Origin of the sequence: Arenibacter nanhaiticus (assembly GCF_900141935.1) — a bacterium.
In the GTDB taxonomy this organism is placed as follows: Bacteria; Bacteroidota; Bacteroidia; order Flavobacteriales; family Flavobacteriaceae; genus Arenibacter; species Arenibacter nanhaiticus.
Map to the genome: position 1 here is coordinate 117,932 of NZ_FQYX01000003.1, position 19,103 is coordinate 137,034.

At 37.7% G+C, this 19,103-nt stretch carries 9 protein-coding genes; 4 read left to right on the forward strand and 5 right to left on the reverse strand.

Annotated elements, in window-relative coordinates; genetic code table 11:
* Positions 1-24 precede the first annotated feature (24 nt).
* The 3 genes from BUA16_RS02990 to BUA16_RS03000 all read right to left on the reverse strand — a co-directional run bounded on the left by BUA16_RS02990 (position 25) and on the right by BUA16_RS03000 (position 6,485).
* Complete coding sequence (locus BUA16_RS02990) at positions 25-1,437, reverse strand: sulfatase (RefSeq protein WP_072763155.1); 1,413 nt, start codon at positions 1,435-1,437, stop codon at positions 25-27.
* An 88-nt stretch (positions 1,438-1,525) separates the two neighbouring features.
* The gene (locus BUA16_RS02995) at positions 1,526-3,307 is read right to left on the reverse strand and encodes a RagB/SusD family nutrient uptake outer membrane protein (protein WP_072763156.1); all 1,782 of its coding nucleotides are present in this window, start codon (positions 3,305-3,307) and stop codon (positions 1,526-1,528) included.
* Between the two features lie 10 nt (positions 3,308-3,317).
* Entirely contained in the window at positions 3,318-6,485 is a 3,168-nt protein-coding gene (locus BUA16_RS03000; protein ID WP_072763157.1) for a SusC/RagA family TonB-linked outer membrane protein, read from the reverse strand.
* Between the two features lie 732 nt (positions 6,486-7,217).
* On the opposite strand from BUA16_RS03000, the gene BUA16_RS03005 reads away from it, so the two are divergent.
* Both BUA16_RS03005 and BUA16_RS03010 read left to right on the forward strand, forming a co-directional pair.
* Complete coding sequence (locus BUA16_RS03005) at positions 7,218-11,273, forward strand: hybrid sensor histidine kinase/response regulator transcription factor (RefSeq protein ID WP_084668415.1); 4,056 nt, start codon at positions 7,218-7,220, stop codon at positions 11,271-11,273.
* A 581-nt stretch (positions 11,274-11,854) separates the two neighbouring features.
* Positions 11,855-13,318, forward strand: a complete 1,464-nt coding sequence (locus tag BUA16_RS03010) for a sulfatase (protein ID WP_072763159.1) — start codon at positions 11,855-11,857, stop codon at positions 13,316-13,318.
* A 278-nt stretch (positions 13,319-13,596) separates the two neighbouring features.
* Here the strand turns inward: BUA16_RS03010 and BUA16_RS03015 are convergent, their stop codons facing one another.
* Positions 13,597-14,598, reverse strand: a complete 1,002-nt coding sequence (locus BUA16_RS03015; RefSeq protein WP_072763160.1) for a hypothetical protein — start codon at positions 14,596-14,598, stop codon at positions 13,597-13,599.
* 41 nt (positions 14,599-14,639) lie between these two features.
* Positions 14,640-15,230, reverse strand: a complete 591-nt coding sequence (locus tag BUA16_RS03020) for a TetR/AcrR family transcriptional regulator (protein ID WP_072763161.1) — start codon at positions 15,228-15,230, stop codon at positions 14,640-14,642.
* A 415-nt stretch (positions 15,231-15,645) separates the two neighbouring features.
* On the opposite strand from BUA16_RS03020, the gene BUA16_RS03025 reads away from it, so the two are divergent.
* The gene (locus BUA16_RS03025; RefSeq protein WP_072763162.1) at positions 15,646-17,427 is read left to right on the forward strand and encodes an L-fucose isomerase; all 1,782 of its coding nucleotides are present in this window, start codon (positions 15,646-15,648) and stop codon (positions 17,425-17,427) included.
* A gap of 13 nt (positions 17,428-17,440) precedes the next feature.
* Entirely contained in the window at positions 17,441-19,057 is a 1,617-nt protein-coding gene (locus BUA16_RS03030) for a ribulokinase (protein WP_072763163.1), read from the forward strand.
* The last annotated feature ends 46 nt before the right edge of the window (positions 19,058-19,103 follow it).

Sequence of the window (19,103 nt, forward strand, 5' to 3'; positions counted from 1 at the left end):
AAACATTCTTTAAATCCATTTTTTTTATTCCTTATAATCCGGGTTTAAAGCCGATGGAACAGGAGCCATGGTGTTTTTCCTCCAGTTTTTCAAAAGTTGTAACAATTCTTTTGTTTTTTGGATATGAGCTTCGGCTAAATTATTTTGTTCTTCAAGGTCGGTCTCTAGATTATAAAGCTCTACGGCATTATCTTCAAAATAGTGATGGAGTTTCCATTTCCCATATCTGATTACCGATCCAGGACGAGTTCTAAATTTCGGATCCCTATTTTCATTCTCCTTTGCTATAGCTTCTAGATAAACCGGAAAATGCCAATAAAGTGCCCTGTCGAAGCCTCTCTTATTTCCCGTTAATAAGGGTATTAAGCTTTTTCCATCCAAGTTTTTAGTAATTGGAGCCTTTACTTTTGCTACTTCTAAAATAGTAGGATATAGATCTAGGTTACTGATAGGCTCATCGCTGCGCTGCATAGCAGCAATAGCATTATCCCATACAAAAAAGAAAGGAACTCTTATTCCTCCCTCATAGTAACTACCCTTTCCTGCTCTCAAAGGATGTTGCTTGCTGACGGTATATAAACCACCGTTATCTGAGGTAAATACTATAAAGGTATTTCCTAGTTTTCCAGTTTCTTCCAAGGTTGCCAGCAGTCGTCCAATATTGGTGTCCATATTTTCGATCATTGTAGCATACTCGGCATTGTCTTGCCCTAGTTTGGATGGTTTGTTTTTATATTTTCCTATCAATTCTGGAACAGGCTGAATGGGCGTATGCACGGCATATGGAGAATAGTTGAGAAAAAAGGGTTTGTCGGTGTCTTTTACAAAATTTATGGCCTTGTCCATCACCAAATCTGTCAATCGCTTTCCTGGCTTTCCCTGAAGTTCTATATTTTTATAAGGTGGGTAATAGCTTTTTGGGTGACCGGCATGGCTACCACCTATATTGACTTCAAAACCAGACATTAAAGGGTCGTCGGAAAGGTGCCATTTTCCGGCGTGACAGGTCGCATAACCGTTATCTTGTAAGAGTTGGGGTAGGAGTAAAAACTCATCGGATAAGGTTTCTGTATTTTGGGTAGGAACCAATTTGCGGTCTTGCGACCTGCCCCGTTCCGAAGTTCCAACAGTGTAAATTCCATGACGTTGCACCCATTCCCCAGTCATTAAACTGGCCCTACTTGGGGCACAATTAGCAGATGCAGCATATCCATTGGTAAACACTATGCCTTTTTTGGAGAGGGCATCGATATTGGGGGTTTCAAAATAATCACTCCCCATAAAGCCAAGGTCGCGCCAGCCAAGGTCATCTATATTAATGAGAATTATATTTGGTTGTGCTATCGTTTGGGAATCATTTTTTTTACCGGTTTTACAGGAGTTGAAAAGCAGCAAAAGCAACATCGCTGTTGACCATCCGTGAAACACTCTATTCATGATTTTCTTTTTTAAATATTCTTGTTTATTAAAAAGGATGTCTTTTGATGGACATCCTTTTTTTAAGTCTTAAAATCAAACCCATTTATTACTCCCAACCCGGATTTTGTTCCAATTGAGGGTTTAATACGATCTGATCTGATGGAATAGGCTCCAAGTAGTAATGCTCTGGCACACCAGGGGGAACACCAAAAGGAGATACATAACCCTCTGATGCCCCACCTTGTACAGGTAAATTATTTCCGTACTCTGAATTTACTACCCATCTTCCAAGCTTTTCATGGGCACCATATTCAACTAACTTTTTCCACCGCCTAATATCAAAAGCTCTTCCTAAGCCCTCGGCCAAAAACTCGACTCCTCTTTCTCTACGAATTTCCCAAAGGGCAGGGGCCACATCGGCATCTCTTGTTGGGTCGTTGGGAATGCTACTGAGATCTAAAGGAGCAACAGCACCCCGGGCCCTTAATTTGTTAATGGTGGCATCTGCAATTTCTTGGGTAAACTGTCCTAGTTCATACTTGGCTTCCGCGTAATTTAAAAACACTTCTCCCATCCTAAAAATAGGGGCATCATGAGAATCCCTGTTCTGCAGCCTACTAATTTTATTAGAAAACTTATAAAACGCATATCCTGAATAAGTTACATTATATCCATGCCCCTCATTAAATTTTCTAAAATGAGGTGATGTTCTAACTACCAGCCCCCTCCAGTTCAATGTAGGTAATGTTTTATGGGTATCATCACTTAAGGTTGCCATTAAATCTATATACTCCCTATGTTTAGGGTCGGCATCGAACTCCCAAGTAAGTTGATTTTTACCACCAGTATCTACCCTAAATGGTGGCGGGGTATTAAAGTACAACCTGTGGTCACGATTCCTAAATTCGTCATAGGCATCTTTTTCTCCATCGAAAAGAGGGCTTGTAAATATGGTTTGACCATCAAGACATAAATATTGATCTACCGCTTTTTTTGTCAGGTCTTGATGACCAATAGAACTTCTGTTGTAGTGAGACCAACGTCCGTTTTGCACTCCAAATTCGTAGGCCTTGTACAATAATATACCAGATACCCCGGCCAAACTTTCGCTGTTAAATACTTCGTCGTACTTAGGATGTAGTTCTGGGTGGTCTGCTATTAGTTTCGCTCCTGCGTCGGCACTGGCTTGTAAATACTGTAATTCCCCTCCAAGGCCATGGTATTTTCTCCAGGTACCTTCATATAATCCAAATCTAGAAATCAGGGCGCGGACTACATCGGTATTCACGGTGTTAGAACCAGAGCCTTCAGGATTTATAAGTGTTTCAGCCTCTAAAAGATCGTTTAATACGTTTTGTGCCAATACGTCCCTGTTTGTTTTAGGTCCATATAGAATATCCGTATCGGCTTCTGATAAAGCGCTATCTACCCAAGGAACTTCTCCGTAGTTGGCTATAAGTTGTACATACTCGTATGCTCTAAAGAAAAGACCAACTCCCTTCCAATGTTGTTTTTCCCCATCTGTTAACTCACTGTTGTCAATATTATCGAGCATAAGGTTTGCTCTCCTAATATTTACATAGGAACTGTTCCATAAACCCGATGATGACGGGACCGTTTTCCGTTGCCAAAACAACTCGTCTCCTTGAGTACCCGAATTATTAACAATAAGATCACTGCCCATTTCCCTGTTAATAGGAGTTAGGTCCCAATACCCGGGAAAGGAGTAGGAATACAATGACCAGGCATAGGTTTCAAAATTAGTGTTCGTGGTAAAAGTGGTAGCAACCGTTAACTGGTCTTTGGGAAGTTTTTCCAAAATTTCATCGGAACAACTACTCCCGATCAAAAGTAAAAAAACGGCTATTTTTATATGTATATTTTTCATCTCTTTGCTATTAAAAAGTTAAGTTTAGACCTATGGAATAGTTTTTTAGGTAAGGATAGATCCCTCCACTACCTTGGATGGCCAGTTCTGTATTAATTCCATCTGGATAATCGTTAATACTAAAAAGGTTTTCCCCTGCGATATAAATCCGGAGTTTGTCTATTTTATTCTTTTTTAATATTTCTTGTGGAATAGAATATCCTAATGTTAGGTTTTTGATTCGTAAATACGCGCCATTCACAAGGTACTTTGTCTGTGTACTTCTACTAATACCATAATTTACCCCCCCCAAAGGATAGTTTCTAGGGAAAAAACCTTCTGTATTCTCCGGTGTCCAATAGTCTAACTGAGATTGGTAAACAACCGAAAATTCATCTATATATGGGAAGCGAACGCGGTTATTGATATAAAGATCCCTTTTTCCTACCCCGTTGGCTAAAAATGAAAAATCGAAATTTTTATAAGTTACATTGCCAAAGAATCCATATTGGTATCTTCTTGTAGAATTCCCTATGACACTACGGTCTCCAGGATTTGATAGGGTATTGTTACCAAAGTTGATAATTCCATCGCCATTTTGGTCTATATATTTGATATCGCCTGGGTTTTGATTACGGCCTTCCCAACGAGGTATACCTTCCTTTAGTGTTCCTCCGGTCAAATAATTGGGGCTGCTTGGATCCATATTGAGAGTGCCAGCTTCAAAATCGTCATTGGTGTAATATCCATCAGTAGTATATCCCCAAATTTCTCCCAATTCTTGTCCGACATAATATTGCCCTAATAATCCTGCTGGATTGTCGAATTTAGTGATTTTGGATTGGTTGTCGGAAAGACTAAAGCCAATGTTATAATTAACTTCACCAATCTTGTCATTCCAGGAGGCAGCAAACTCCCAACCTTTCGATTCCAAATCTGCGACATTTTCCAATGGCGCATTGGCACCAAGGATGCCAGGTAGCTCAGCACCGGGGGCCAACATATCCAAGGTTTGTCTTTTAAACCAATCGAAATTGACAGCAAGCCTATTCCTGAAAAAATTAGCATCAAAACCTAGGTTAAGTGTTTGTACTGTTTCCCACGTAAAGGATGTGCTCACCAAATTGGGCAACAATAAGGTGGCATACCTAGAGCCAGTTTCTTCGTTTAACCAATTTACGGACCCTGTATCTCCAAAATCTGTAATTCCTAAGCCCGGTATTGCTGGGTATAGAGAGGTGGTGTTTTGGTTTCCAATTTCACCCCAAGACCCTCTTAATTTTAAACTAGATAAAAAATCTATGGATTGCATGAAAGATTCGCGACCTAAGTGCCATCCTCCGGAAAAGGACGGGAAAAAACCGAATCTCTTGCCTTCTGGAAATCTGGACGACCCGTCATATCTACCACTTACTTCTAAAAAGTATTTTTCATCGAAATTATAATTCAATCTTCCAAAATAACCTAAAACGCTCCATTCTCCGTAGGAGTCATCTGTAGTCTGGGTTCCTGTAGCACCCGATAGTGAGGGTAGGTCTACATTGATTAGATTATTTCTTTGGGAGATGAAAGTTTCAAAACTGTTCTCTTCACTATTTACACCTGCCAAAACATTAAAAGAATGCTTATTTAGATCAATGGAATATTTTCCATATAAATTAAAAGCATTATAATTGGTTTGAGTATTCTCTTTTCTAAAAAAAGTATTTACAGGATCAACGGCATTTAAAACAAATCTTTCCGGGTTTACCGTTAATATTTGGTTGTCACTGGTTGTTCTTGTTAGATTTTTTTTCTCGAAAGTATATTCTCCTACCAAGTTTAACCCTTTGGTGACAGCATAATCCAACTTTTGAAATAACCGAAGGTTGTCATTTAAAATCTTTGGGGCTACTTTAAGGCGTTCCATATTTGCCGGGGTAAAATAAGGAACTTCAGTTCCATCTTCGAAAACATAGTTACCACTGGCCGGGGTAAAGGAGTTAAAAGAAATAGCATCACTATAACTTCCCAAGGGTGTTCTTCTCGTACTGTTTCGGTAAATAATATTGGTGGTAGCAACAAGTTTATCACTCAGGTTAGTGGTTAAGGATGCATTGACATTAAACTTTCTAAAACTATCGTTTCTTGTCACTATAATACCATCTTCGTCACTATATCCGGCAGAAATCCTATAGCTTGTTTTATCCGAACCGCCACTAAAATTAAAATTATGGATTTGGGTAAACCCTAGGTCATTTATCCACTCTCCCATTAAATCGGTATCCGCCAAAGGATATCTTAGACCGCCCAATTCTGCGTAACCATTAGGGTAAGCGGCTGGATTTTCTTTGTATTCTTCCAAAAATCCTACCCATGACGGAATATCTTGGCCAGTCCAAAAAGGGTTGGTCCCAAAATCGTTTATTGCATTGATAAAATCGTAGGTCGATGCTTTGTCCGGAATATCTTCAGGGTACATAAAGCTAAAGGTAGAGGAGTAATTAAACTTTATCGGCTGATTTTTTGCAGGAGTCTTTGTGGTTATCAAGATAACCCCAAAAGCTGCTCTAGCACCATAAATAGAGGTCGCTGAGGCATCTTTTAGTACGGTAATCGAGGCTACGTCCTGGGGGTTGATATCGTCTACGGAGACAGGAACATTATTCATCAATATTAGTGGGCCTCCTCCGTTAATGGAAGTTGTTCCTCGAATATTGATTCCTAAACCGGATGCTCCTGGTTGTCCAGAATTGGTCGTGATCTGTAGCCCTGGGATTGCACCCTGAATAGCCTCAATAGGATTGGTAACCGGGCGGTTGGCCAATATATCTTCCATATCTACAGAACTGGTAGCCCCAGTGACATTGGCTTTCTTTTGGGTTCCAAATCCAACCACTACTACCTCGTCCAACAAAGCGGCATCTTCTACAAGGGAAACATTGATGGTAGATTTTCCTTTAGTATCCACTTCCTGTGGTAAATAACCTAAGGAACTAAAAACTAAAACAGCATCGTTAATTACCTTGATTGTATAATTTCCATCAAAATCAGAGGCTGTACCGATGGACGTACCTTTTACAACAACGTTAACCCCTGGCACGGGCATATCCGTACTTTGATCTGTAATAACTCCTGTGATTGTCCGCTCTTGTGCGTGGATAGCACCGATGGCCCCCAGCAAAAAGAACAGTAAACAATTGTTAAATAGTTTTTTCATAAAATTTAGTTTAAATAGTTAATCATTCTGTTGGTTAATAAGTTTTCTTTATCTAATTGTAGAGGGCTCTTTTTATCTAATTTTCCTTGGAAAAATCATGAAAATCTCGAGGGGCTCCGTTATTTTATATGGGTAGTTCGGGTAATGGGATAATTGCATTTCGGTGCATTGAATTATAGGTAACCGTAAGGCTGTCTTTTTTTTCTTTTACTCTATCCAATTACTTATAAAAATCGTCGTTCTTGTCTGGACACTCCTATGGTGACCATTTTAATAAAAAATTACTAGATTTCATGTCTTCAATTAGGTTATTATAAATTTGGGGTCCATGAACATCACTTACAATAAAGGCTCACTAAATTGCCTATATCTTCCCTCTTGTACAAATTTGGGATTTAACTAAAGAATCATGTGGGTAATAAATCCTCAAATACCACCTTAATATTCCTCATTTCAAGCATGTTGAAGAATATGTACCCTTTTTTTGCTGAATATTTAATTTTTGGCGAATAATTTTCATAAATGTTATTTTATTAGCTCTCAAAGGATAAAATCCATCATTAACAAATAATAATTCATATTTTAGGCAAACTATAATCACACCAGGTCTCATTAGAAAACCTTATAATATTGTTCAAATTCACTAAATTTTTTATTCTCGAAAACGGTCTTTTCAAGTGGATATCCCATAATTGCTATACCGTCTTCCCCCTATTTTTAAAATTGATAATAATGCTAGTTGTGTTCTTGTCCATGCCTTTATTTGGGCAAGAAAAAGCAAACTTTATCGATTTAAATAAGACTTTTTTCGGTGGGTCTAAAATTTTGGAAGACCACTTGGGGTATATGTGGGTGACCAATGAGGATGGACTCTATAAATACGATGGTTACGATTTCTCTTTTATTCCCTTTCAAAACATATTTGGAAAAACATTTCTTGGAGACCGGCAAAGTGTTATTGAAAAGGATGGGAATACTATTTGGATATCAACTATTAATGGTGAGCTGACCAAAATTACAAATGGAAGCATATTTACTTCATACAAGAAAAAGATAGCTAAAAATGGAAAACAGGTCAGAATTAGCGCCATTTCCACAAACAAGGAGCATGTATGGTTTGGTTCAAATAAGGGTACTTTATATAGGCATGATAAAAAATCAGAGCAGATAGACAGTGTCTTAGGCCTTCCTTTAAATCAAAATAGAAAACAAAATATTGCAAGTATCGAGTTTACCGGTCCTTATGATATGTGGTTGGGTACCTCTCATGGCAAAATTTATCACCATATTTTAAACACCAATATAGTAAAGGAATTAAAAACTCCATTTAGTGATTTTAGACAGAATATTAAAATCACAAAGGATAAAGAAGGAAAATTATGGATAGCAACAGAATTAATGGGGTTAGTGGTATATAATCCTTCAACCGATACCTTTTCCCAGCCGTTCAACGCGAAAAACACTACGGAATCCTTAAGAACAAAGATGTTTATTTCTTTGTATTGTGACAAGTCCGGTACAATTTGGGCTGGCACGGATGGGGACGGGGTATACAAAATAAATCCTAACTACAACGAAATTTCCAACTATAAACATGAAGAATCAAACAGGTTTTCGATAGGAAGCAATACTATACCATTTATAACCGAGGACGTTAATGGGAACAAATGGTTTGTTTTGAAAAATGGGGAGATCAATATACTTCCTGAACAAAATCCCAACATTAAATATTTTAATAGCACGGTTAATAATGCTCCGGCAAGGGTACTTTCATTATTAAAAACTAAGGATGGCTCCTTATGGATTGGAATAGACGAGAAAGGACTGACTCGCATATTGCCAAACGGGAGAAAAGTACAATACAATAATTCGGAAAAAAACGATTTTTACTTTGAAGGCAAATATGTTCAAAGTTTAGTAGAAGACAGCAATGGGAATCTTTGGATTGGCACCTATCAAAATGGCCTATGGGTGTACGACCTAGATAAGAATACCTTTGCCAAGGTAATCACAACTAAAGAAACAAAGATTCCTACTTCAGATATACGTTGCTTATTTAAAGACCATAAAAATAGAATTTGGGCAACCATGGCTACGGCGATTCATGTTTTTTCTGAGGATCAAGAATTATTAGCTGTATTTGGTTACCATGAAAATGGTCTTAACGGAACCATATCACAGGCTGTTTCACAAGATGAAAATAAAAATATTTGGGTAGCCGTGAATAATAGTGGACTTTATAAGCTTAACGAAGATGTGGATGATTTTTCTAAATCGACCTTTATTTCCTATGAATACGCCCCTAAAAAAAATGAAGCCTTTTATCAATATAATATAAGGACAATTTATCCGGACTACAGAGGTAATTTATGGCTTCTGAGTAATTCTGGGAGTTTAATAAAGTTCGAATTGAAGAATAACTCTTTCCTTTCCTTTTCCTCAAGAGGAAATCTTCAAGGTCTTGTCCTGACGTCACTTTTGTTAGAAGATTCTAGAAATATTTGGCTTGGAAGCAAAAATGGGATTCATCATTATAATTTGGATAACAATAAAATAAGATCCTTTTATCAAACCGATGGATTTCAAGGTAATATATACACTAGGGCTGCTTTTAAAGACAACAATGGATTGCTGTTTTTTGGTGGGGACCAGGGGGTTTCTGGGTTCCAACCGAGTATTATGGAAAAAAAAGATACTTCGGCCAAATTATACCTACAAAACCTTGAAATATTAAACAAAAGGGCTTCTGAAATTATAGGCGATCAATTAAAAAATGGAATAGAAGACATAAAGTATTTGAAGTTAGAAAGGGATCAATCTTCTTTTTCCTTTAAATTTTCGGCAATTGATAACCTTTTAAATCCTAACTATCATTATGCTTATCGACTTAAAGGATTTGACAAGGATTGGATTTCTGCTAAAAAAGAACGACTTGCTACTTATACAAATATTCCCCAAGGTCATTATTCCTTTGAAGTTAAGGCAGGCACCGCCAAAGACACATGGGATATTGACCCCATAGCTATAGATATTTATATTAAACCAATATGGTACAAAAGTAATGTTGCTGTTCTAACATATTTTATACTTATCAGTCTATTGGTCTACGGAATTTTTGTTTGGATACGATTAAAAAATAAACTAGAAAAGGAGGAATGGAAAAATAGTAAAGAAAAAGAGTTATATGATTTAAAAATGGATTTTTTCACTAAAATGTCCCATGAAATCCAAACGCCACTTACTTTAATATTAGGGCCAATAGACGATATGTTACAAAGGGAAGGTGCCAATGGTAACGCCCTATTAAGGCAGCGATTATTGATGTTAAAGAACAATGCTCAAAGGCTGTCGAGAATTGTAACGGATTTAATAACCATACGTAATAAGGAATTAAACACCCTGAGAATTTATGCCTCACAAAATAATTTAACCGTACACCTTAAAAATATCGCTTTATCCTTTTCGGAACAGGCGCGTTTTAAAAATATTAATTTTCACCTAGAGTTTCCAAAAGAGGATCTTGTTATTTGGTATGACTTGGATAAGATTGAACATGTGTGCTATAATTTAATCTCCAACGCATTTAAATTTAGTCCAATAGGAGGCGATATAACCTTAAGGATGGAGCAATCTACCAAAGACTACGTAGCTATTTCTATTAAGGATTCGGGACCAGGAATACCTAAGGAGGAATTAGATTTAATATTTGAGCTTTTTTATCAATCTAAATTAGGAAAGTATCAGAAAGGTTCTGGAATTGGCCTAGCCCTTACGAAAGAACTAATTAATTTACATCATGGAAAAATTGAAGTGGATTCTTCTCCTGATACCGGAACCTGTTTTAAGGTTATTTTGCCTACAAAAGAAAGTACATTTACTGAAGAAGAAAAAATTAGAGTTACCCAAAAAAATATCCTAAACCATCAATTGACAAGACAATGGAACCCTAATGTAAAAGGGAGCCAAAGGCACAAGCTCAATGATGAAAAAACACATACCATACTCATTGTTGAGGACAATATAGATATGCAAATGTTTTTAAAAAACATCTTGGAACAAGAATATCATCTGCTCATAGCGGAAAATGGAGAACAAGGCATAATTATGGCCGAAAGAAAAAGTCCAGACCTCATTATCAGCGATATCATGATGCCAATAATAGATGGTATTAGTATGAGTAAGAGCCTGCAAAAGAAGAAATCTACAGCCCATATCCCTATCATATTAATGACAGCTGAAAATGCTGGTTATATAAAAATAAACGCCTTGGATGCTGGAGCGGTGGAGTTTATTAAAAAACCTTTTGACTATCAAGAGCTATTATTGAAGGTGAAAAATCTGATTACATCTAGGCAAAAAATATTATCCAAGTTAAAATTGGACCTCATTAAAGCTCCAGAAAAGCACAATACACTGTCCAAAGACGAAATATTTATGCAAAACTTAACTAAGAAAGTGTATTCGAATATTGAAAATCCTGATTTTAAACTAGAAAAATTATCGAAGTTGATGAATATGAGTTATTCCGCGATTTATCGGAACTGTCAGGACATAACTGGAAAAACTTTAATAGAATTTGTTAGAAGCCAGCGTTTAAAAAAGGCCGCTAATTTGATTTTACAAGATGGATACAACATATCGGAAGCCTCCTTTATGTCGGGATACAAAAGCTCCAAATATTTCACAAAATGTTTCAAGGAGGAATATGGAATATCTCCGGCTTCCTTAAAAAGGGAAGCAAAATCTATAGGCCTAGAAATAACCTTGGAAAAATATAAAATAAATTAAATCAATTTTCGTCATAAAATTAAGCTGTTAAGTATTGTATTCACTTAATAAAGAAACTCCATTAATTTCTTGCCCTAAAAAGTTCAAATTTATTTGGTCGAATTATACAATGAATAATGGTTGGTCAAAAATTAAACAACAAAACTGCATAATATTTAAGAAGTGATATTCGTTGTGTAAATGCTTACCCAATATTTTATTTTAAAGTTTTTATTGATGCTCAAAAGTGAGTTTTGCGAATACATAAACTATTTAGACTTTAGTCCTTGGAGATTAATTTGTGGTATTTTAACAGATAGATAGGGGAGAGGAGGCGTCTTTGAAAGGATGCTGTTATTTAAGAAATATTTAAAGCACAGCTATTGAAACCTATAAAAGAATTAAGGGCCATTGGGAAAAAGATAGAGACCTTCTGGTAGTAATAGAAACTTTATTTACGATTATTGGTTTCACTTAAAGTTCTCCAATTTTTTAAATTTAAATAACAAGTAGAAGCCTGATTTTGGTGGTTACAGAAGTAATATGTTAAAGGTTTTTAATACCTTGTGTTCCTTGAAATACAAAGTTATAAATTAAATTGAATGAGGAAGATCGTATTTGTTTTTTTACTGGGATTTCTAATACAAGGCATTGCCCAGTCCACCAATAGCAAACAAAAATATAATGTCTTGTTTATCGTTGCGGACGATCTCACTGCTACTGCAGTATCTTCATATGAAAATATAGCAGGTAGTACCCCCAATATTGATAAATTAGCTTCAGAGGGAACAAGGTATACTCACGCCTATTCTCAGTACCCTGTTTGCGGTCCCTCACGGGCATCCTTAATGTTTGGTTATTATCCAAATGCAACCCAAACGTATGGGTATGTCAGCGGCCGTGAACAAGTAGGAGCTGATCGAAAGTCATGGTCTCAGTTATTTAAGGACAATGGGTATTTTACCGCCCGGGTAAGTAAAATTTACCATATGGGTGTGCCAATAGATATTGAAACCGGTTCCAATGGTCAAGATGATGCTGCCTCTTGGACCGAACATTTTAATAGTCAAGGGCCTGAATGGCAGGCAGAAGGGGAAGCCGAATTGGTGCAGAACAATCCATTCGGGGATATACCAAGAAAAGGTGGCAATGTAATGACTATTGTGAAGGCAGATGGTGATGATTTACTACATTCTGATGGGAAGACTGCAGAAAAGACTATAGAATTAATCAGGAAGCATAAAAATGAACCTTTCTTTTTAGCGGTTGGGATGGTAAGACCTCATGTACCATTTGTAGCCCCAAAATCATATTTTGAACCCTTTCCACATTCTCAAATAGTATTACCTCCCAAAGTTCAAAATGATTGGGATGATATACCAGCCCGTGGTATAAATTATGTGACTAGCGTTAATGGGGAAATGACAGAAGAGCAAGAGAAGAAGGCGGTAGCTGCCTATTATGCCTCCGTATCCTATATGGATGCCCAAGTAGGAAAGATTCTCAATTCATTAAAAGAAGAGGGCTTAGAAGATAATACCATCGTGATATTCACCTCAGACCATGGTTTTCATTTAGGAGAGCACCGGTTTTGGATGAAGGTAAGTTTACATGAAGAGTCAGTACGGGTGCCATTGATCATAAAAATGCCAGGAAAGGAAGCTGCAGTATGTCATTCTTTTACAGAACTATTGGATCTATATCCGACGGTATCGGAATTAGCAGGTTTACAATATTCTAAAAATATTCAAGGAAAAAGTATCGCAAATACCTTAGAAAATCCCGATGTTGAGGTACGGGATATGGCTTTCTCTGTAAGCCAAGGAGGAAAATCTTTTTTGATTAGAACCAAAAAGTGGGCTTATATTCAATACGATGAGGACGCTGGGTCTGGGATGGAATTATTTGATATGGAGTACGACCCCAAACAGTATAATAATTTGGCCTATAATCCACAATATGATGAGGTTATGAAGGAGATGCAAAGTCGGTTATGGGCAAAATTAAAAGAGGTGAGAAATAATGATCTGAATATCCAATATGGAGTAAACGACACTACTCCGTAAACTGTGTAAGTTTAAAATAACAGGGTTGGACTTTTATCTAAAGTCTGACCCTTTTTTCATAGATCGTCAGGAACTGAATATAGAGCAAATACATTTTTAGTTTCCTTTTATAGGACAATAAAAATCACACCTCCGTATTTCTTACCAATGGTAGCCCTCGGTACTCTTTATGCGTTCGTGAGTTGATTTTTGGTGGTTATACGGGGTCTCGCTAAATATTCTGCATTTCCAACTTCGTATAAAGGAGGGGTATGGGACCAGGTTCAAGAGTTTCTCTGTTATCTCATAGGTTTGTTTCGGTGCAATTGTTGTACATATTCTTTAATTAAATCATACCCTTCATCATGTAAGATTGTGGTGCCTAATTTAGGCATATGCAAATCTCCCGTTATTTTCATTCTATGAATTATTTTGGGATATTTTAGGGCTATTCCGGTTTTCTCATATGGCACCTCGTATCCTAAGTTTAATGTTTTGTAATTAGCAATTCCTAAAGGATTATGGCAATGGGCACAGTTAATATCTAAATATGCTCTTGCTCTTTTTGTAAGGTCTTTTTGTACATCATTATAATCAGGTAATTTTTCAATGCCGTCATGTAAATTATTGGATACGATTAATTTTTTATCTATAAAATGTTGCCATTGGTCGATAGTATCACCCTGATTTATAAACCATTTTTTTAAGTTACCTACCTTCGGGCCAATTGGCTGTATTTTTCCATTGCTTTTATGGCAAGCAATACACTCGTTGGGCGAGGGAATATGGTAATTGATTTGACGATACTTATTATTGTTATCCATCCAGTTGATTTGGCTGTCGGCTCCTTCAAGGGTTAAAAATGCTTCGGTCTGGGGTTCATTCCATTGATATGTCGCAAAATTCCAACGCGAATCTTTTTTGATAAGTAGCCTTGTCTCTAAAATTTTAAGAGCATTAACTTCGTCGTCAATGCGATAAAAAAAAGTTTTTGCCAAAATACTCCCTTCCGGAAAATCAAGTTTACCTGTCTTCAAAATAGTAATAGTGCTGTCCTTGGGGATTTTAAATAAACGCTGTTTTTCGGCATAATCAGAAAACAAAGGTGCTGAAAGCTCAAAAACTTCAACATTGGGAGAAGGAATCAAATTGGACATTTTTCCTTGGAAAAAACCGTAGGAAGACAAGGTAGGGGAAAACTTTATCTCATTTTTAAAAGTACTAAATCTATTAAGGCTTAAAAGTAGAACGGTAATACTGATTATCGGGACTGCTAGTAGTAATATTTTGGAAATCTTCATGGTATGGTATTAAATAAATAATCATACTAAATAGTATGTGGTTAATTTATAATCAAGCTTTTTAAATACTTGTCCAAGCCCTCTAAATAAGTGTTGTAACACTCATATCCTTTTAGCTTACCGAGATTTCGTATGCCTGCATAACCACTAATAACAAAACAAGAGACTTCTTTCGGAACAATATCGCTTCGTATAAGTTTGTATTGTTTCGCTTTTTCAATACTCTGTTCAATGGCGTTTTCCCATGATATGATGATTTGGGATAGATGCATATAGAACCTTTTGTTTACCGGACTCATTTCCTCGATAAGGTTTATAGCAGGGCAACCATATTTAATATCAAATAATTCGGCGTTCAACAAAAGATTTTCAATGCCGCTATAAATTGAGGAAATAGGATCCTTAGTTGTGATTAAAGGAATTATTAAAACCTTCTCCATTCCTGGTTTTATGATATCAGATATTAGGGCTATTCCTAAATCTTCTTTAGTCTTAAAATGATGGAAAAAAGCCCCCTTAGTATAGGAAGTGTGCTTGATGATGTCGTCTATGCTGGTTGCATTAAAACCCTTTTTATAGATTAATTCAAAAGCTGTATTTAAGATCTTATTTCTTGTGTTTAATTTTTGCATAACATACTAAATGGTATGCTGCAAAGGTATGGAAGATGTTTTAAGGACCCTCTTTTTTTTAATTTTTTTTCAGCCTAATAGTTATTCCTAAGAAGTTCATTAGGCGAGAAAAACACTGATTAAAAAAGAACTATAGCTACTGAAGTATAAACCGGTTAGGATATTAATTATTTTATTATATTTGCTAAATCAATTTAGCTTATTAAAGAATTGGTTTCGAAGATTTAAGAGGGTAGTAGTCTTAAAAGTATACCTAGTTGAATTCGGACTGATGAAGTTGCTAAATGAGTATAAGTTTCTTGGTTTAGAGATTTAAAGAGCCTTGTCATTGAAGGGTGTACAAAGGATGTCGTTGGGTAGGTGGGCTAATTGGAAACTATATAAGATTTAAAATGAACTTTAATATATCATAACAATGACTTACAAAAATTTAATTGGGCATTTGCCAAAAATAGGAATCAGACCGGTTATTGACGGAAGGCTCGATGGGGTTAGGGAATCTCTTGAAGAAGCAACCATGAATATGGCCAGGAATGCGGCGGAATTTTTAGAAAACAATCTAAGGCATGCCGATGGTAGCAAGGTTGAATGCGTTATTTCCGATACTTGTATAGGAGGGGTGGCGGAAGCTGCCGCTTCTGCCGATAAATTTTCTAGGGAGGGAGTAGGACTGTCTCTTACAGTAACCCCTTGTTGGTGTTACGGTAGTGAGACTATTGATATGGACTCGGAAATTCCAAAAGCGATATGGGGATTTAATGGAACCGAAAGACCAGGGGCAGTATATTTATCGGCGGCATTGGCAGGACATAATCAAAAAGGCCTTCCCGCATTTGGGATTTACGGTAGGGACGTACAGGATAGCGGGGATACCGAGATTCCACAGGATGTTCAAGAAAAACTGCTTCGATTTGCGAAAGCTGGGTTGGCCGTGGCCACTATGAAAGGGAAATCATATTTGTCTATGGGTGCGGTTTCTATGGGAATCGCTGGGTCTATAGTGGATACGGATTTCTTCGAAAGCTATTTGGGCATGCGTTGTGAAAATATAGATATGTCCGAATTTGTGAGACGTATAGAGAAAGAAATCTACGATAAAGAAGAGTATGAGAAGGCTTTGGAGTGGACCAAGAAAAATTGCAAGGAAGGAAAGGATTATAACCCCGATCATCGTAAGAAATCGAGAGAGGAATTAGATAAGGATTGGGAGTTTGTGGTTAAAATGACCTTGATAGCTAAAGATCTTATGATTGGAAATCCTAAGCTTAAGGCTTTGGGGTATGGTGAGGAGGCCTTGGGGCGAAATGCAATTTCAGGTGGTTTCCAAGGGCAACGCCAATGGACAGATCATTTTCCAAATGGGGACTTTATGGAGGCTATTTTAACCTCTTCTTTTGATTGGAACGGAATTCGACAGCCTTTTATGATAGCAACGGAGAACGATAGTCTTAATGGGGTTTCTATGTTGTTTGGACACCTGTTGACCGGAGCGGCACAGATATTCTCTGATGTTCGTACGTATTGGAGTCCGGAGGCAGTGAAAAGGGTGACAGGACATGATCTGAAAGGGGATGCCGCCAATGGTTTTATACACCTTATAAATTCGGGAGCTTCTGCCTTAGATGGAACTGGGCAACAAACCGTGGATGGAAAACCGGCGATGAAACCATGGTGGGATATCAATGAGGGAGAAGTTCAAAAATGTTTGGAAAACACGACTTGGGGACCTGGAGTTTTGGAATATTTTAGAGGAGGTGGCTTTTCGTCGACCTTTAAAACAGTAGGTGAAATGCCAGTGACCATGTGTAGAATTAATATTGTAAAAGGAATAGGACCGGTTTTGCAGATCGCAGAGGGGAAAACGATAGCCTTGCCTGAAGAAGTACATAATGTAATCAACGAAAGAACCAATCCTACTTGGCCAACGACTTGGTTTGTACCTAACTTAACTGGTAAAGGTGCATTTAAGGATGTTTACAGTGTTATGGCTAATTGGGGAGCCAACCATGGAGCATTTACTTATGGACATATTGGGGCAGATCTAATTACTTTGGCCTCTATGCTAAGAATACCGGTGAATATGCACAACGTTTCCGAGGATAAGATTTTTAGGCCAAGCGCGTGGTCGTCTTTCGGTATGGATCCAGAAGGTGCAGATTATAGGGCTTGTTCAACCTATAGAGCACTGTATAAATAATATAAAACCATTTATGGAAAGTAAATATGTTATAGGAATTGACTATGGTACGGACTCTGTTAGGACCGCTATTGTAGATGCGGCTAATGGGAAAATAATTGCCGTTAGCGAAAAGAAATACGAGCGATGGGAGAAAGGGCAATATTGCAATCCTTTAAGAAAACAGTTTCGGCAACACCCTCAAGATTATATTGACGGATTGGTTTTTACGGTAAAAGATGCGCTTTCTCAATGTGATAAAAGTGTTGCGGAAAACGTAGTAGCCTTGGGGTTTGATACCACCGGAAGCTCACCTGTATTGGTAGACCGAGAAGGAACCCCATTGGCATTATTGCCTGAGTTTAAAGATAATCCCAATGCTATGTTTGTACTTTGGAAAGATCATACCGCCATCGAAGAAGCTCAGGAAATTAATGAATTAGTGAAAAGATGGGATGTGAATTATACCAAATATATGGGGGGGATTTATTCTTCCGAATGGGTTTGGGCAAAAGTATTACAGTTGCTTAGAACAGATGCTTCGGTTAGGGAAGCAGCTTATTCATGGGTAGAGCATTGTGATTGGATGCCGGCTTTGGTGACAGGTAATACTATTCCCAATGAAATAAAACGCAGTAGATGTGCTGCAGGTCATAAAGCGATGTGGAGCGAAGAGTGGGGCGGACTGCCTTCTGAACATTTTTTGACCTCCTTGGACCCTTTGTTGGGAGGGTTTAGAGAAGGGTTGTTTTCCGAGACCTATACCAGTGATATGCCAGTTGGGACCTTATCCCAAGAATGGGCTCAGAAACTCGGGTTGCCCTCTAGTGTTCTCGTTGGGGTGGGTATCTTGGATGCTCATGCCGGTGCTATTGGCGGGGGAATAAAAGAGGGGGCTTTACTGAAAATCGTTGGGACTTCAACCTGTGATATTATGGTGGTTCCGAAAAAAGAACTTAAGGAAACTCTCATTCCCGGGATTTGCGGACAGGTGAATGGTTCTGTATTATCTGATTATATAGGGCTGGAAGCAGGTCAGAGTGCTTATGGAGACATATTCGCCTGGTTTAAGTCTATATTGGCTTGGCCTCTGATGTTCGAAACGGAAAAAGAACGAAGAAAAATAGAGGATGGGATTTTGGAAAGATTGTCCGAAGAAGCTAGTAAATTGCCAGTAAGGCGTGATGATATTATGGCTACCGATTGGCTTAACGGTAGACGAACCCCAGATGCAAATCCCTTGTTGAAAGGAAGTTTGTCAGGGCTGACCTTAGGGACTACCGCTCCTATGATTTATAAGGCATTGGTAGAGGCTGCTGCATTTGGCTCCAAAGCTATAATCGATAGGTTGTTAGAGCATAATGTTAAAATTACCGAGGTTATCGCTGTTGGTGGAGTGGCGAAAAAGTCCGACTTCGTGATGCAAACCTTGAGCAATGTATTGAATTTGCCAATTAAAATTGCTAGTTCAGATCAATCTTGTGCCTTGGGTGCAGCTATGAACGCTGCTGTTGTGGGGGGTATCTATGATGAAATAGTTACTGCTCAATGTAAAATGGGCGGTGCCATCGATAAAGTGTTCGTTCCGAATATGGAAAAAGCTAGTGTTTATCACGGAAAATATTTAAATTACCTCAATATCTCTCATTGAAAATGTCAAACGAGACGCCTTAGTGAATTATTTTGCTAAGGTGTTT

Bases quoted from the DNA above. Each gene is read 5' to 3' on its own strand.
- BUA16_RS02990 (WP_072763155.1), bottom strand. From the start codon at position 1,437: ATGAATAGAGTGTTTCACGGATGGTCAACAGCGATGTTGCTTTTGCTG.
- BUA16_RS02995 (WP_072763156.1), bottom strand. From the start codon at position 3,307: ATGAAAAATATACATATAAAAATAGCCGTTTTTTTACTTTTGATCGGG.
- BUA16_RS03000 (WP_072763157.1), bottom strand. From the start codon at position 6,485: ATGAAAAAACTATTTAACAATTGTTTACTGTTCTTTTTGCTGGGGGCC.
- BUA16_RS03005 (WP_084668415.1), top strand. From the start codon at position 7,218: ATGCTAGTTGTGTTCTTGTCCATGCCTTTATTTGGGCAAGAAAAAGCA.
- BUA16_RS03010 (WP_072763159.1), top strand. From the start codon at position 11,855: ATGAGGAAGATCGTATTTGTTTTTTTACTGGGATTTCTAATACAAGGC.
- BUA16_RS03015 (WP_072763160.1), bottom strand. From the start codon at position 14,598: ATGAAGATTTCCAAAATATTACTACTAGCAGTCCCGATAATCAGTATT.
- BUA16_RS03020 (WP_072763161.1), bottom strand. From the start codon at position 15,230: ATGCAAAAATTAAACACAAGAAATAAGATCTTAAATACAGCTTTTGAA.
- BUA16_RS03025 (WP_072763162.1), top strand. From the start codon at position 15,646: ATGACTTACAAAAATTTAATTGGGCATTTGCCAAAAATAGGAATCAGA.
- BUA16_RS03030 (WP_072763163.1), top strand. From the start codon at position 17,441: ATGGAAAGTAAATATGTTATAGGAATTGACTATGGTACGGACTCTGTT.